Below are 13549 nucleotides of genomic sequence, written 5' to 3' on the forward strand. Positions count from 1 at the left end.
TAAAAAGAAAAGTGCCATAGTTTTATTATAATAGCCGGAATGATTTATTTGAGATCATTCCGGCTTTTTACTTTTTGTAGGTCAATAACAAAGGCCTGGCATTAGAATTCTACGGTAATTCCAATCGACGGTAATATCGTTCCACTTTCCTGTTTCAGATATTTCATCTTATATCTTTGTTCTCCTACAGGCGCAGACGGGTTTTCAATAACTCCTGTACTCATAATCACATCCTGCTGCTTCAACTTACTTCCTGTGATATTCTGCAAATCGAGATAAAAACCTACCATGCAGCGATGAAAATAGAAAGATTTATCTACACGAATATCAAGTTGGGCGAAATTGGGTAGACGCTCCGTATTGTACTTTGAGTAATCATAATACGGACGCCCCTGTGCATTCCAAGCTTCAACCAGTGAGGATTTTTCTTCATCGTAAGGAGTGTAAGGAGCACCACCTATATAACTTAGCTTTCCTCCGATACTCCAACGGCGTGGTAAATTGTACGTACCACTTACATTAAGAATGAAACGGTTGTCCCAAGCAGAAGCGATGCTGTTATATTCACTGCGGAAGACAGTAAGGGAAGATACAAAGTTGAAGCGCTCCGGTATCTGCCAACGCAACATGGTTTCTACACCATAAGCACGCCCTCGTGCGGTCGGTATCAATGCCTCATTACCTACTGTGCCGTAATCGTCTCCCTTACATGCCAGAGCGATGTCGTCACGGAGAGAAAGAGGCATACGGCTGTAACGCTTAAAGAAACCTTCTGCCGAAATCATCAACCTATCCTGTAAATGCCAATCAAGTCCGAGGCTGGTTTCCATCACTTGCATATACTTTAAATTCTTATTTGCATAAAGACCGTCGTTGTCCTTGAAACCTAATGCTGTATAAGGTGGTAGCTGGTAATATAGACCTGCATTTCCGCTTAATGTCCATTGCTGGGTTAGTTCGTAAGATAAGGAGAGGCGGGGAGAGAGCTGTTTCCATAATTCTTTCATCTCCTTATTGTAGTTATTACCATCTGTACGAATGCCTGCGGATGCGGAAAAACGTTTATTGGCGGTGGTATAATCTGTTGAGAAGAAACCACCCCAACTGAATATGTTCAAATCCGTCCGGTAATCAGAGAGTGTAGAGGTTATACCGAATATTCGCTGATTCGTTTGATTCGTATAGTTGGAATAATTCATTTCTGCACCTTCCTTCAATGTCCATTGCCCTAATCTCGTTTGGTTTTCAAAGCGCAGGGTGGTCTTTTGCTCTACTGAACGAAGCCGGAGTGTCAGATTGTCTTCGGAAGATTCATCATTATTCAGATATTTTATATTACGATTGTTCAGGTAGTTATGGCTTAAGGTGACCGATTGTACATGTTTCCCTGCATAATGGCGGTATGAAGCTCCCACTGTGAATGTCTCCTGGTGAATGGTAGGCAGATAACTTAATATGTATTCCGCGTCTTCTCCTTTCTCGTCTGTATTCAGTTTCATCTTATCAATGCCGACTAAGCCAAGTAGGATCAGTTCATCATGTGCTGATAGTCTGGTCTTCAATTTGAATTGACCGTCAATGAAGTTTGGCAGAAAAGGAAGTCCTAAAGCCTTGAACAGTAGTTGCAGATAAGATTGCCGTATAGAAAACAGATAGGTTGTCTTATCGCTCAAATGTCCGTTACCACTGAAAGAAACTTCGGATGCTCCCAGGGTTGCCTTAAATGTCTGTTTGTCCGGGTTACCATCGCGCAGACGAAAATCTAATACTGAACTCATGGCTCCGGAACGATTGGCCGGAAATGCTCCGGTGTAGAAACTGATTTCCCGTATCAAATCTGCATTGACTATACTGACCGGGCCACCCGATGCTCCCTGTGTGGCAAAGTGGTTGATATTAGGTATTTCTATTCCATCCATATAGAAGCGATTCTCGGAAGGTGATCCGCCTCGTACTATCAAGTCGTTTCTATAACCGATGGGAGAGAAAGAGACACCCGGATAGGCTCGCACGATGCGTGAGATATCGCGGTTTCCTCCCGGACTTTTTTCTATCTCCTGCAAGCCGATAATCCTCATACTTACCGGACTTTCCACTGTTTTCCGGAAAGGAGAGGGGGTGACCACTATTGCTGATAGCATATTTTCATCTTCCTCTATCTCTATCTCGATGAAAGGCGTAGAGGCGGAAACCAAATACTCGGAGGTCACTGCGCTTTTATAACCTATCAGTGTTGCTTCGAAGCGATAAATGCCAGGGGGTATCTGCTCTATACGAAATATGCCTAGAGAATCTGTCGATGCTCCTTTACCGGGAATACCTGCAACCACAACGTTGGCATAAGCCACCGGTTGGCGTGATTGTTTATCAATAACTTTTCCGCGTACGGAGTAGTTGACCGCAGCAGCGTAGATACAAACATTGCACAGTAGCAGTGAAAGTGTCAGTAGAATATGTTTGCTCGTTATCATATATGCAAATATAGATATTATTGATATATAATAAGTGAAACAGGGACATAAAAAAACTGTTCGGAAATCATCCCGAACAGTTTTCATTTCTTTGTTAAGTTGTAAGATTAATATCTTCCACCGCGATCTCCGCCGCCATAGCCACCGCCACGATTGCCGCCGCCGTAGCCACCGCCACGATTGCCGCCGCCATAGCCACCACCACGGTTGCCACCGCCGCCATAGCCACCACCACGGTTACCACCTGCAGGTCTTTCTGTTCTGGGGCGAGCTACGCTAATAGCGATGTTCTTGCCTTCGAATTCTGTTTCGTTAAGAGCGTCAATAGCCTTCTGACCTTCTTCATCATTCGGCATTTCTACGAAGCCGAAACCGCGTGAACGTCCCGTCTCTCTGTCGTTAATAATGTAGGCTGAAGTTACTTCGCCATACTGTGAAAATAATTCCTGTAAGCTGTCACTGTTTGTGTTCCAGCTTAGGTTTGCAACATAAATGTTCATTTCTTTTTGTAAGTTAAAATTGTTATTTATTAATGATTGAGATCCGCACGGCGTTCATACCTCGCGTACCACGTTCAATTTCAAATGTTACGTTATCCCCTTCGGTTATCCCTTCGGGAGCGGAAGTAACGTGGAAAAAATATTTCTCACCACTTCCTAAATCTTTAATAAAACCATAACCTCTGGACACATTAAAATGTTCAATACGTCCGTTTAATGGCAGAACTTCTTCTGCTTCGCCTTTTTTCGGAATTGATATTTCTATTTCAGAAGCATCTATTTCTTCTTTAGGCTTTACACCTTCTGGTGTGGAGTGAAGAATACCGTTTTCGTCCACATAAGCCAGCATCTCTTCGAAGCTACGGCTACCGCTGCTCAAGCGTTCTTCTTTTCTCTTTTGTTTTTCTTCTCGCTTACTCTGTTTCGCTTTTTCTCTGTCTCTTTTACTTGATGTTACTCTTTTTACTGCCATTCTTTAATTATTATATATTATGCAGTTTATATACTGCACTTAGTTTTTCGGACTAATGGCTGCACCTAATCCGTTCAGGATTCATACAACAATTTAATCTTGTGATGAACAAAGGAGCTGATTATGAGGTCATTTTGGGATGGAATAATTTGCGGAATACCGCAAAAGCAAACATGCACAAAGAAGATTTCAGAATAAACCCTATTGTTTATGCTACAAAGATACAGATAAAAATGAGCTATCCATTCGTTTTTTAAATTATTTAAAGCGGTAGCTACTTATTTTTTTATGTACATTTGTGCTTCTTAATATAAACACATAGCAAAAATGAAGAAGATTTTATTGTTAGGTTCCGGTGAACTGGGCAAAGAGTTTGTGATTTCTGCCCAACGAAAAGGTCAATATATTATTGCCTGTGATTCATATGCCGGAGCACCTGCCATGCAGGTGGCTGATGAATATGAGGTATTTAGCATGCTTGACGGTGATGCATTGGAACGTGTAGTACGCAAACACCAGCCGGATATCATTGTTCCGGAAATCGAGGCCATCCGTACAGAACGTCTTTATGATTTTGAGAAGGAAGGTATTCAGGTGGTACCCAGTGCCCGTGCCGTAAACTTTACCATGAACCGCAAGGCTATTCGTGATTTGGCCGCACAGGAGTTGGGACTGAAAACTGCTAAATATTTTTATGCAAAAACTCTGGATGAGTTGAAAGCTGCTTCTGAAAAGATCGGTTTTCCTTGCGTAGTGAAGCCGCTGATGTCTTCTTCGGGCAAGGGGCAGTCTCTTGTGAAGAGTGCGGATGAATTGGAACATGCCTGGGAATATGGCTGCAATGGTAGCCGTGGTGATATAAAAGAATTGATTATTGAAGAATTTATCAAGTTTGATAGTGAGATAACATTGCTTACGGTGACACAAAAGAATGGGCCTACCTTGTTTTGTCCGCCCATCGGACATGTGCAGAAAGGGGGAGATTATCGTGAAAGTTTTCAGCCGGCGCACATTGATCCGGCTCATTTGAAGGAAGCGCAGGAAATGGCTGAGAAAGTGACACGGGCTCTGACCGGTGCCGGCCTGTGGGGAGTTGAATTTTTCTTGAGTCATGAAAATGGAGTTTATTTCTCGGAACTTTCTCCGCGTCCGCATGATACGGGTATGGTGACATTGGCAGGAACACAAAATTTGAATGAATTTGAACTTCATTTACGTGCTGTACTAGGTTTGCCTATTCCAAACATTAAGCAAGAGCGTATTGGTGCCAGTGCTGTGATTCTTTCAACTATTGCCAGCCAGGAGCGTCCTGATTATCGCGGTATTGAAGAGGTGACGAAAGAAGAAGACACTTATCTCCGCATTTTCGGTAAGCCGACGACGCGCGTCAATCGGCGTATGGGCGTGGTGTTATGCTATGCACCATTAAAGTCAGATCTGGATGCATTGAGAGATAAGGCTAAGCGAATTGCAGAAAAGGTTGAAGTGCATTAAGGCTTACTTATTAGATAAAAGAAAAGCAGTTGTCACAGATTGAGTGGCAGCTGCTTTTTTATTTCGCAACTACTATTTCAACATCATATCCGATAAAAAGCCCGCTTTCAATTACCCCGGTAATTGCTTTCAGGTTTTGTTCCAAAGAAGGGTCAACATAACTGAAGCGGGTATCAAAAATAAAGTTGCCGTTTTCGGTGAGAACAGGTCCGTCTTTTCCACCGGCAAGACGCAATTTCACGTCAGAAGCTCCTAACCGTTGCATTTCGCTTTCTACAAAAGTTAATGCACCTGGAAACACTTCTACAGGTATTGGAAAATGACTTCCCAAATGATCTACCAGTTTTGTATCATCAATGATAATGAAGCTCTTACTACTGCTTTTTATCAGAAGTTTTTCTTTGAACATGGCTCCACCACGTCCCTTAATCAGACTTTTCTCCGGATCTACTTCATCAGCACCATCAAAAACCCAGTCTGGACGCTTATTCCAAAGGGTCGTTTGTGGTATACCCAATTGTATGCAGGTCATAGAAATTTCTGCAGAGGCAGGGATGACTTCTATGTGTAGAGATTCTTTGCGAATACGTTCCGCTAATGCGAATAGCGTCAGGTAAACGGTAGAACCGGAGCCGGCTCCGATCACATCACCATCCTTCGCCATTGCAGCAATTTCCTGTGCTACGATTTCTTTGCCCTCACGATTAATGATCGCATTCGACCATTGCAAATGATTTATCAGTTGATTATCCCATTTCATTGTCAGAGGTTGCTAATCGTTATTATCTTCTTCGTCGTCAGTCAGGTTGTTCAGTTCTACTTCAAGTTCAACCAACTCTTGTTCCCAAATTTCTCTGATGTTTGCCGGCGTATTTTGGGGAGCTTCCTTAATACGTTTTTGAGCTAATGATACTTCATGCTCCAGCTGTGAACGTCTACTCATAAGTCTTGCTATTTATAGTTGTTTTTATAGATAACATTCTGTTTTGCTCAATTGTTCTTATATTTGGTAAGAATTTTGTATTACCCGAATAACTCGGGATAGATTTCTCCATCACCACCGGATACATCGAGGCTCTGTAGTAGTTTACCGTCAGGAGCATAGAAAAGCTGAATTTCTCTGTCAGAGTTATACTCTTCTATATCGATGATTACTACAGCAGGCATTTTTGGGAAGGTAATTATCTTTATATATCTGATTTGTATAGGAGGGGTCTCTGTCTGCATAAATGCTTTAGCTACGGGAGCAGGGACATCTTCCAGACTTTCGACGTTTGTCTCCGTCATTATCCATTGGGCATTGTTTCCGAACCAGGCGTTCATTTCGTGGCTATCTGAAACGAATTCGGCAATGTGGTAATCACTTTTATGCATCCATTCCACGGTCGTCACTTTAGGATACATCTTTTTGAAAGTTTCCTGTACTTTTTCCGGAGTATTTTCTGCGCATACGGAAGCAGATATCAGCAACAACAAGCCTGCCAATAAACTGAAATTAAACTTTTTCATAATCAAGGTCTGTTTTTAGTTGCTATTAGAAACAACCCTGAGAGACTTTTGTTTATTGCATTTTTGAGCAAAAACAGAGTTGTTTTCATCTCTTGAAAATAATTATTGAGTCTGCGATATTTTGTATTATTTAATTCACTACTTTCGGGCACTTTTTTAAAAAGACGAAATGAACAATGTATTGATCCTTGTAGACAGCTTGGATGATTGGAAACCATATTCCAAAACAAACAGCATTTTAACAGTATCTGACTACCTGAAGTATAAATCACCGGGAAAGGATCGTAAATTAGTAATCAACCTGAGTAATGATTATAGCTATAACTCCGAAGGCTATTATTGCTCGTTATTAGCCCAGACGAGGGGGCATAAAGTTATTCCCGGAGTAGATATAATTAATAAGGTGGAAGCTGGTGCAGGTATCCGTATGGATAGCAGTCTTCAAAAGCTTTGTTATCAATGGATTCAGAAAAATGAAATAACCGATGATCTTTGGTCTCTGAATGTATACTTTGGCACTTGCAAAGAGAAAGGATTGGAGCGTATAGCCCGTTTTATTTTTGAGAATTATCCGGCTCCTTTATTGCGGGTTACATTAAATACACGACATAAGAATCAGATAGAAAATATTCAGTTTTTACCTTTGAGCTCATTGAATAATGAGGAAGAGGATTATTTCGCTAATGCTCTGGATTTGTTTAACAGAAAAGTGTGGCGCAATCCTCAGGCTTCGAAATCGGCAAGATACAACCTGGCTATACTGTATGATCCGGATGAGAAATTTCCGCCAAGCGATAAAAAGGCACTTCACAAGCTACTTGAACTGGCTAAGAAGATGGATATTCATGCCGAATTGCTAACTGAAGAAGATGCCACACGACTGATGGAGTTTGATGCCTTATTTATTCGTACCACTACTTCGTTAAACCATTACACGTTCCGGCTTTCACAATTGGCCACACAAAATGGGTTGGCTGTTATAGATGATCCTCAATCTATTATCCGCTGTACCAATAAGGTTTATCTGAAAGAATTGTTTGAGAAGGAAAAGATTCCGGCACCGCTTTCCATGTTACTATTCAAATCGAATGTCAACTCTTATGAGGAGATTACGGAACAACTTGGTAGTCCTTTTATCCTGAAAATCCCAGATGGTTCTTTCTCTATCGGTATGAAGAAAGTCAATAATGAGATCGAGTTGGATGAAGCGTTGAAAGTATTGTTTGATAAGTCGTCTATACTGCTGGCTCAGGAATTCACTCCAACAGATTTTGACTGGCGTATCGGCATTCTGAATGGAGAACCTCTCTATGCGTGTAAGTATTATATGGCTAAAGGACATTGGCAAATCTATTGCCATTATGCTTCCGGACGGAGCCGCTGCGGGCTGGTGGAGACTATTCCTATTTATCAAGTGCCGCGTAAGGTATTGGATACAGCGCTGCGTGCGGCTTCTTTTATTGGGAAAGGCCTGTATGGAGTAGATTTGAAAATGGTAAATGACCGTGCTATTGTTATTGAGATAAATGATAATCCCAGCATTGACCATGGGTTAGAAGATGCCATTCTGGGAGACGAACTCTACTATCGGTTGCTGAATAACTTTTGGCGTATGTTGGATGTAAAACGTTTCTAATTCGTATGGAACAGCGATTTATACTTCGTTTGGCTGAAATTGATGATATTCCGTCAATTATGGAGATAGAACAAATTTGTTTTGATAAAGATAGTTTTTCAAAACGTCAGTTTGTTTATCTTATTTCTCAAGCAAAAGGATACTTTTGTGTAGCAGAATATCAGCAAAGGGTGGGGGGCTATTTTAGTGTGTTGATAAATCAACGTGCTTGTAGTCTACGTATCTATTCGATAGCTGTTCATCCTGATTTTCGTGGCAAAAAAGTGGGGCAATTACTAATAGATCAGATAGTTGCTATTGCCCAAAAACAAGGCTTAAAGAGAATTACTTTGGAGGTGAATGTTTCTAATTCCCCGGCTATTCATTTATATGAAAAAAATGGTTTTAAATGTACTTCCATAAAAGAGAACTATTATCATAACGGGACTTCTGCATATTATATGCAGAGGCCCACTATAGTTGAATAGATATTCTTCTCTGGAAATCCGGTATCTTCTTAATTCCTGTTTAAAAATATAGTGTAATACTCTCTTTTCTTTGTCAAATTGTTAACAAGGTCGATAGAATTATTAAACCTTGTTGTAAAATGCCCTGTAAAGGCTCTGAAATTTGGAGAAATCAAGAAAAGCCGTACCTTTGCAATGTGTTTTTCATAGTATTAGATTTAAGGTTAACAAAAGATTGGCTGTCTGGGATAGATAGCCTTTTTTTATGTTTGCCCCGCATGGGGCGAACTGCTAATCTTCTCCAAGTAGATCGTAAGACGGTGCAAAGAACAGGGTCCCGGTAACTGCAGTACTAAAATCAAGCAAGCGGTCGGTGTTGCCTACAGGATTCCCGATAAACATACTTTCCAACATCTGGCGCGTAGTACTGAATGTACTTGCATATCCAATGAAATAAGTACCGTATTCTCCTTTTGAAGTATTGGCAAATGGCATATTGGCACGTACTATTTTTAAATCATCTCCAATATTTGTTACAGCATTATGTGCATTTGCAGGCTTTTCTTCATCCGACAATTCCACATCATTGAACTTTCTTCGTCCTATCACCTTTTCCTGCTCTTCTACCGGAAGCGCATTCCAAGCATTCATATCGTGAATATACTTCTGTACAAATACATAACTTCCACCCGCAAAATCCGGATCTTCTTCACCAACTACGGCAAAGTGATAAGGATTCTCGTCCACAGCTGGAGATTCTGTTCCATCTACGAAGCCAATGATTGCTTTACCATCCATATATCTGAAACCGTGAGTTTCATCAATAGCTTCGACAGCCCCCTTTAGTTTTTCATCGATGATAGAAGCAAATTCGTAACATAGCCCCATTTGCCGTGCCCGGATATGAAACAGTATATCACCGGGAGTGGATACAGCTGTATATTTACTTCCCCTTATTTCTTTGAAAGTTTCCAATTCTTTGGGTTTCCCCTTGCCAGGGAAAATACGATCCCATACATTAGCACTGAAACTTATCGTGCTACTGAACTGTGCATCGGGAAAGCGATTACGCATACTACGTATCAACGCTGAGAAATTGGCACATACATCTTTTACTTTGTCGACGGCATCAGGAGATTGATTTAATCCGTAAACGATGAAAATGGCATTTTCACCTTGTCTTTCGGTTACATCCTGTGGGGTGTTTCCTGCGAATGGATTTTGATGTGGATTCATACTTTTTCCTTTCATTAAATTTATACTTCAAAATATAACTTACCAAATGATGTTTTGTTCACACAAAAATAGTGGAATTCCTTCTTAGTATCTGTTGATGAATGTTTAAGCAACGTTAAATGGATGTCGCTTTTTTGTTCTGATTGTAGTAATAATAGTTCAAAAGGGTATAATTTATAGAAAAAACGTTTTCATAGAGTACAACCTGAAAGTTTTTGTGTTTACATTTGCAAGGTTGCTTATGTAACTATTCCGTAAAAATTAAGATTTGAAGCTTTGAACAAAAACTATTCAATAGGTGTTAAGCTCATAGCAGCGGAATGACAAGAACGCGACTTGTAGAGTTTAGAAAAAGAGAAATTATATAAAAAGATTGCTTATGTCACAAATTATCGGACATATCTCTCAGGTCATCGGACCGGTAGTAGACGTCTATTTTGAAGGTACGGATGCCGAACTGATGCTTCCAAGTATCCACGACGCACTGGAGATAAAAAGATCAAACGGAAAAACATTAATCGTAGAAGTGCAGCAACACATTGGTGAAAATACAGTGAGAACTGTAGCAATGGATAGTACGGACGGTTTACAAAGAGGTATGAAAGTGTATCCCACAGGTGGTCCTATTACCATGCCGGTGGGCGACCAGATTAAAGGTCGGTTGATGAATGTAGTAGGTGATTCCATCGATGGTATGAAAGAGTTAGACCGTGCCGGTGCTTATCCCATCCACCGTGATCCTCCTAAGTTTGAAGATTTGACTACCGTACAAGAGGTGCTCTATACAGGTATCAAGGTTATCGACTTGCTGGAACCTTACAGTAAGGGTGGTAAGATCGGCTTGTTCGGTGGTGCTGGTGTAGGTAAAACAGTGCTTATCCAGGAACTCATTAATAACATTGCTAAGAAACAACATGGTTTTTCTGTGTTTGCAGGAGTAGGAGAGCGTACCCGTGAAGGTAACGACTTGCTGCGTGAAATGATTGAATCCGGTGTTATCCGTTATGGTGAAGAGTTCAAGAAAAGTATGGAAGAAGGAAACTGGGATTTATCTAAGGTAGATTACAGTGAAGTGGAAAAATCACAGGTATCCTTGATATTCGGCCAGATGAACGAACCTCCCGGTGCGCGTCAATCAGTAGCATTGTCCGGGCTGACGGTAGCAGAATCTTTCCGTGACCAAGGTGCTGAAACTGGTGGTTCACGTGATATCCTGTTCTTTATCGATAATATTTTCCGTTTCACACAAGCAGGTTCCGAAGTATCCGCTTTGTTGGGACGTATGCCTTCGGCTGTAGGTTACCAACCGACGCTGGCTACTGAAATGGGTGCTATGCAGGAACGTATTACTTCTACCCGAAATGGATCTATCACCTCTGTACAGGCTGTATATGTGCCTGCCGATGACTTGACTGACCCGGCACCTGCTACTACATTTACACACCTGGATGCCACGACGGTATTGAGTCGTAAAATTACTGAGTTAGGTATTTATCCTGCCGTTGATCCGCTGGAATCTACTTCACGTATCCTCGACCCGCATGTTGTGGGAGAAGAGCATTATGAAGTGGCGCAACGGGTGAAACAAATTCTGCAACGTAACAAGGAATTACAGGATATTATTTCTATCCTTGGTATGGAAGAACTTTCGGATGCAGACCGTACATTGGTGAATCGTGCACGTCGCGTGCAACGTTTCTTATCTCAGCCTTTTGCCGTTGCCGAACAATTTACAGGTGTACCGGGAACGATGGTGCCCATAGAAGACACTATCAAAGGCTTTAAGATGATTCTGGATGGTGAGGTGGACTATCTACCCGAACCTGCTTTCTTGAATGTCGGTACGATTGAAGAAGCGATAGAGAAAGGTAAGAAATTGCTGGATCAGGTAAATAATTAAAAAATAAAAGAAGGAAAGAGGCTATGAAGAAGTTGTATTTGAACATAGTGTCTCCTGAAAAGGAAATTTATAATGGAGAAGTGGAAAGTGTAACGCTACCTGGCACAATAGGAACGTTTACCATCCTTCCGCAACATGCACCCATTGTGTCTTCGCTTCGTGAAGGTAAGGTGATGTATGTACCGACAGAAGGAGAAGAACAGACTCTTGACATAGAGGGTGGTTTCATTGAGTTAAGTGGTGGAGTGGTTTCTGCCTGCGTAGACTGACAATAGTCTTTTCATCCTTAATTCTTTTATTCTTAATTTTGAATAATACTATGAGTATCAGCTTGACAAAGCGCAATTTTTTATACCAGATCACCCTGTTGACATTAATAGCAGGATGGGTAGGCGCAGGGATTTTACATTATTTATTGCCTGGACATTATTTTGGAGGATATCCTTTCATTCCGGTATATTTCTTCTTGTTCGGGCTTTTTGAAATATCTATGTTTGATGCTTGCCGTAAGCATGCCCCGCAAAAGATGTTGCTGCTTTACATGGCGATGAAGGTGATGAAGATGTTGCTCTCTGTGATACTCTTGGTAGTGTACTGCTTTGCAGTGCGGGAAGAAGCTAAGTTATTCCTGCTGACATTCATCCTTTACTATATAGTCTATCTGATATATGAGACTTGGTTCTTTTTTACTTATGAAGTAGGAAAGAAACAGAAAAAAGAAAAGAAAAATGAAACAAATGCGTAATCTATTGACCGGAATATTCCTGATGCTGGGAATGCTGCTTACTACCCTGCCTGTTGTGGCACAGGGGATTGAAGCGGAACTTGACAGCGTAGCCAAACGGGATGATGTCACCTCTACCGAACAGAAAGAAAACACGGTGGATGTGAAAGAGATCGTCTTCGGTCACATTGGCGATGCTTACGAGTGGCATATTACCACATGGGGAAAAACGCACGTCACTATCCCATTACCTATTATTGTATATAGCTCGCAGACTGGTTGGCACGCTTTCCTCTCTTCACGGTTGGAAGAAAATGAAGGATCTTATGAAGGATTCTTCATAGCTCCGGCAGGTAGCAGGTACGAAGGTAAGTTGGTTGAGCATGATGCAACCGGAAACGAAATACGTCCCTGGGATATTTCTATCACAAAAGTGACACTGTCACTGTTGATTAACAGTGTATTGCTACTTGTCATTATTCTGGCCGTTGCCCAGTGGTATCGTAAACATCCGCAAGGTAGTGCGGCTCCGGGCGGCTTCATCGGATTTATGGAGATGTTTATCATGATGGTGAACGACGATATCATTAAGAGTTGTGTAGGGCCGAAGTATCGGAAGTTTGCTCCTTACCTGCTGACAGCGTTCTTCTTCATCTTTATAAATAATATCATGGGGTTGATTCCCATTTTCCCGGGTGGAGCTAATGTGACGGGTAATATTGCTATTACGATGGTTCTGGCACTTTTTACATTTGTTGCCGTCAATCTGTTCGGAACGAAAACCTATTGGAAAGATATTTTTTGGCCGGATGTGCCTTGGTGGTTGAAGGTTCCTGTACCGATGATGCCTTTTATTGAATTCTTCGGTATCTTCACCAAACCATTTGCCTTAATGATTCGTCTTTTTGCCAATATGCTGGCCGGACACATGGCAATGTTGGTGTTAACATGTCTGATCTTTATTTCCGCCAGTATGGGACCTGCGCTTAACGGTACGCTTACCGTGGCATCTGTGCTGTTCAATATCTTTATGAATGCATTGGAACTATTGGTGGCATTTATCCAGGCGTACGTATTCACTATGTTGTCTGCCGTATTTATCGGACTGGCTCAGGAGGAGCATAAAGAAGTAAAAGTGAAAGAAAACAACAATTAATAATA

At 41.4% G+C, this 13549-nt stretch carries 14 protein-coding genes; 7 read left to right on the top strand and 7 right to left on the bottom strand.

Going from position 1 to position 13549, the window contains the following annotated elements:
• Positions 1 to 101: 101 nt before the first annotated feature.
• From K429_RS0125250 to K429_RS0125260, 3 genes are all read right to left on the bottom strand, one after another.
• Complete coding sequence (locus tag K429_RS0125250) at positions 102 to 2471, bottom strand: TonB-dependent receptor domain-containing protein (RefSeq protein ID WP_231501915.1); 2370 nt, start codon at positions 2469 to 2471, stop codon at positions 102 to 104.
• Positions 2472 to 2578: 107 nt separating this feature from the next.
• Complete coding sequence (locus tag K429_RS0125255; RefSeq protein ID WP_007213972.1) at positions 2579 to 2971, bottom strand: RNA-binding protein; 393 nt, start codon at positions 2969 to 2971, stop codon at positions 2579 to 2581.
• A 22-nt stretch (positions 2972 to 2993) separates the two neighbouring features.
• The gene (locus K429_RS0125260; protein WP_007213973.1) at positions 2994 to 3443 is read right to left on the bottom strand and encodes a cold-shock protein; all 450 of its coding nucleotides are present in this window, start codon (positions 3441 to 3443) and stop codon (positions 2994 to 2996) included.
• Positions 3444 to 3770: 327 nt separating this feature from the next.
• Here K429_RS0125260 and purT point away from each other — a divergent pair, with 327 nt between their 5' ends.
• Positions 3771 to 4937: a formate-dependent phosphoribosylglycinamide formyltransferase gene (gene purT, locus K429_RS0125270; RefSeq protein ID WP_007218351.1), complete on the top strand. Its 1167-nt coding sequence runs from the start codon at positions 3771 to 3773 to the stop codon at positions 4935 to 4937.
• A gap of 58 nt (positions 4938 to 4995) precedes the next feature.
• Here purT and rpiA read toward each other — a convergent pair whose 3' ends face one another.
• The 3 genes from rpiA to K429_RS0125285 form a co-directional block, all read right to left on the bottom strand.
• Positions 4996 to 5697, bottom strand: coding sequence for a ribose 5-phosphate isomerase A (rpiA, locus tag K429_RS0125275; RefSeq protein WP_007213976.1), 702 nt, complete (start codon positions 5695 to 5697; stop codon positions 4996 to 4998).
• Positions 5698 to 5709: 12 nt separating this feature from the next.
• A complete protein-coding gene (locus K429_RS30740; protein ID WP_167555821.1) occupies positions 5710 to 5880 on the bottom strand; it encodes a hypothetical protein in 171 nt (56 codons plus the stop codon).
• A gap of 80 nt (positions 5881 to 5960) precedes the next feature.
• On the bottom strand, positions 5961 to 6446 hold the full coding sequence (locus tag K429_RS0125285) for a PepSY-like domain-containing protein (RefSeq protein WP_029328558.1): 486 nt from the start codon (positions 6444 to 6446) through the stop codon (positions 5961 to 5963).
• Between the two features lie 169 nt (positions 6447 to 6615).
• On the opposite strand from K429_RS0125285, the gene K429_RS0125290 reads away from it, so the two are divergent.
• Both K429_RS0125290 and rimI read left to right on the top strand, forming a co-directional pair.
• Positions 6616 to 8082 carry a RimK family alpha-L-glutamate ligase gene (locus K429_RS0125290; RefSeq protein ID WP_007213979.1) on the top strand — a complete coding sequence of 489 codons (1467 nt, stop codon included), beginning with the start codon at positions 6616 to 6618 and terminating at the stop codon, positions 8080 to 8082.
• Between the two features lie 5 nt (positions 8083 to 8087).
• The gene (rimI, locus tag K429_RS0125295) at positions 8088 to 8549 is read left to right on the top strand and encodes a ribosomal protein S18-alanine N-acetyltransferase (RefSeq protein ID WP_029328559.1); all 462 of its coding nucleotides are present in this window, start codon (positions 8088 to 8090) and stop codon (positions 8547 to 8549) included.
• A gap of 270 nt (positions 8550 to 8819) precedes the next feature.
• On the opposite strand, the gene K429_RS0125300 is transcribed toward rimI, so the two are convergent.
• On the bottom strand, positions 8820 to 9764 hold the full coding sequence (locus K429_RS0125300; protein ID WP_022209284.1) for a Dyp-type peroxidase: 945 nt from the start codon (positions 9762 to 9764) through the stop codon (positions 8820 to 8822).
• A 379-nt stretch (positions 9765 to 10143) separates the two neighbouring features.
• Between K429_RS0125300 and atpD the strand changes: the two genes are divergently transcribed.
• From atpD to atpB, 4 genes are read left to right on the top strand one after another with little or no spacing between them, the layout of a single operon-like run.
• Positions 10144 to 11664: a F0F1 ATP synthase subunit beta gene (atpD, locus tag K429_RS0125305; protein ID WP_007213982.1), complete on the top strand. Its 1521-nt coding sequence runs from the start codon at positions 10144 to 10146 to the stop codon at positions 11662 to 11664.
• Between the two features lie 23 nt (positions 11665 to 11687).
• The gene (atpC, locus tag K429_RS0125310) at positions 11688 to 11933 is read left to right on the top strand and encodes an ATP synthase F1 subunit epsilon (protein ID WP_007213983.1); all 246 of its coding nucleotides are present in this window, start codon (positions 11688 to 11690) and stop codon (positions 11931 to 11933) included.
• A gap of 50 nt (positions 11934 to 11983) precedes the next feature.
• Positions 11984 to 12409: a hypothetical protein gene (locus K429_RS0125315; protein WP_007218358.1), complete on the top strand. Its 426-nt coding sequence runs from the start codon at positions 11984 to 11986 to the stop codon at positions 12407 to 12409.
• Positions 12393 to 13544, top strand: coding sequence for a F0F1 ATP synthase subunit A (gene atpB, locus K429_RS0125320; protein WP_007218359.1), 1152 nt, complete (start codon positions 12393 to 12395; stop codon positions 13542 to 13544). Before K429_RS0125315 ends, atpB begins: the two co-directional genes overlap by 17 nt.
• The last annotated feature ends 5 nt before the right edge of the window (positions 13545 to 13549 follow it).

Origin of the sequence: Bacteroides sp. 14(A) (genome assembly GCF_000526555.1) — a bacterium.
In the GTDB taxonomy this organism is placed as follows: Bacteria; Bacteroidota; Bacteroidia; order Bacteroidales; family Bacteroidaceae; genus Bacteroides; species Bacteroides cellulosilyticus.

Excerpts from the sequence above, each read along its gene's own strand:
- K429_RS0125250 (WP_231501915.1), bottom strand. The coding sequence starts at position 2,471 with ATGATAACGAGCAAACATATTCTACTGACACTTTCACTGCTACTGTGC.
- K429_RS0125255 (WP_007213972.1), bottom strand. The coding sequence starts at position 2,971 with ATGAACATTTATGTTGCAAACCTAAGCTGGAACACAAACAGTGACAGC.
- K429_RS0125260 (WP_007213973.1), bottom strand. The coding sequence starts at position 3,443 with ATGGCAGTAAAAAGAGTAACATCAAGTAAAAGAGACAGAGAAAAAGCG.
- purT (WP_007218351.1), top strand. The coding sequence starts at position 3,771 with ATGAAGAAGATTTTATTGTTAGGTTCCGGTGAACTGGGCAAAGAGTTT.
- rpiA (WP_007213976.1), bottom strand. The coding sequence starts at position 5,697 with ATGAAATGGGATAATCAACTGATAAATCATTTGCAATGGTCGAATGCG.
- K429_RS30740 (WP_167555821.1), bottom strand. The coding sequence starts at position 5,880 with ATGAGTAGACGTTCACAGCTGGAGCATGAAGTATCATTAGCTCAAAAA.
- K429_RS0125285 (WP_029328558.1), bottom strand. The coding sequence starts at position 6,446 with ATGAAAAAGTTTAATTTCAGTTTATTGGCAGGCTTGTTGTTGCTGATA.
- K429_RS0125290 (WP_007213979.1), top strand. The coding sequence starts at position 6,616 with ATGAACAATGTATTGATCCTTGTAGACAGCTTGGATGATTGGAAACCA.
- rimI (WP_029328559.1), top strand. The coding sequence starts at position 8,088 with ATGGAACAGCGATTTATACTTCGTTTGGCTGAAATTGATGATATTCCG.
- K429_RS0125300 (WP_022209284.1), bottom strand. The coding sequence starts at position 9,764 with ATGAATCCACATCAAAATCCATTCGCAGGAAACACCCCACAGGATGTA.
- atpD (WP_007213982.1), top strand. The coding sequence starts at position 10,144 with ATGTCACAAATTATCGGACATATCTCTCAGGTCATCGGACCGGTAGTA.
- atpC (WP_007213983.1), top strand. The coding sequence starts at position 11,688 with ATGAAGAAGTTGTATTTGAACATAGTGTCTCCTGAAAAGGAAATTTAT.
- K429_RS0125315 (WP_007218358.1), top strand. The coding sequence starts at position 11,984 with ATGAGTATCAGCTTGACAAAGCGCAATTTTTTATACCAGATCACCCTG.
- atpB (WP_007218359.1), top strand. The coding sequence starts at position 12,393 with ATGAAACAAATGCGTAATCTATTGACCGGAATATTCCTGATGCTGGGA.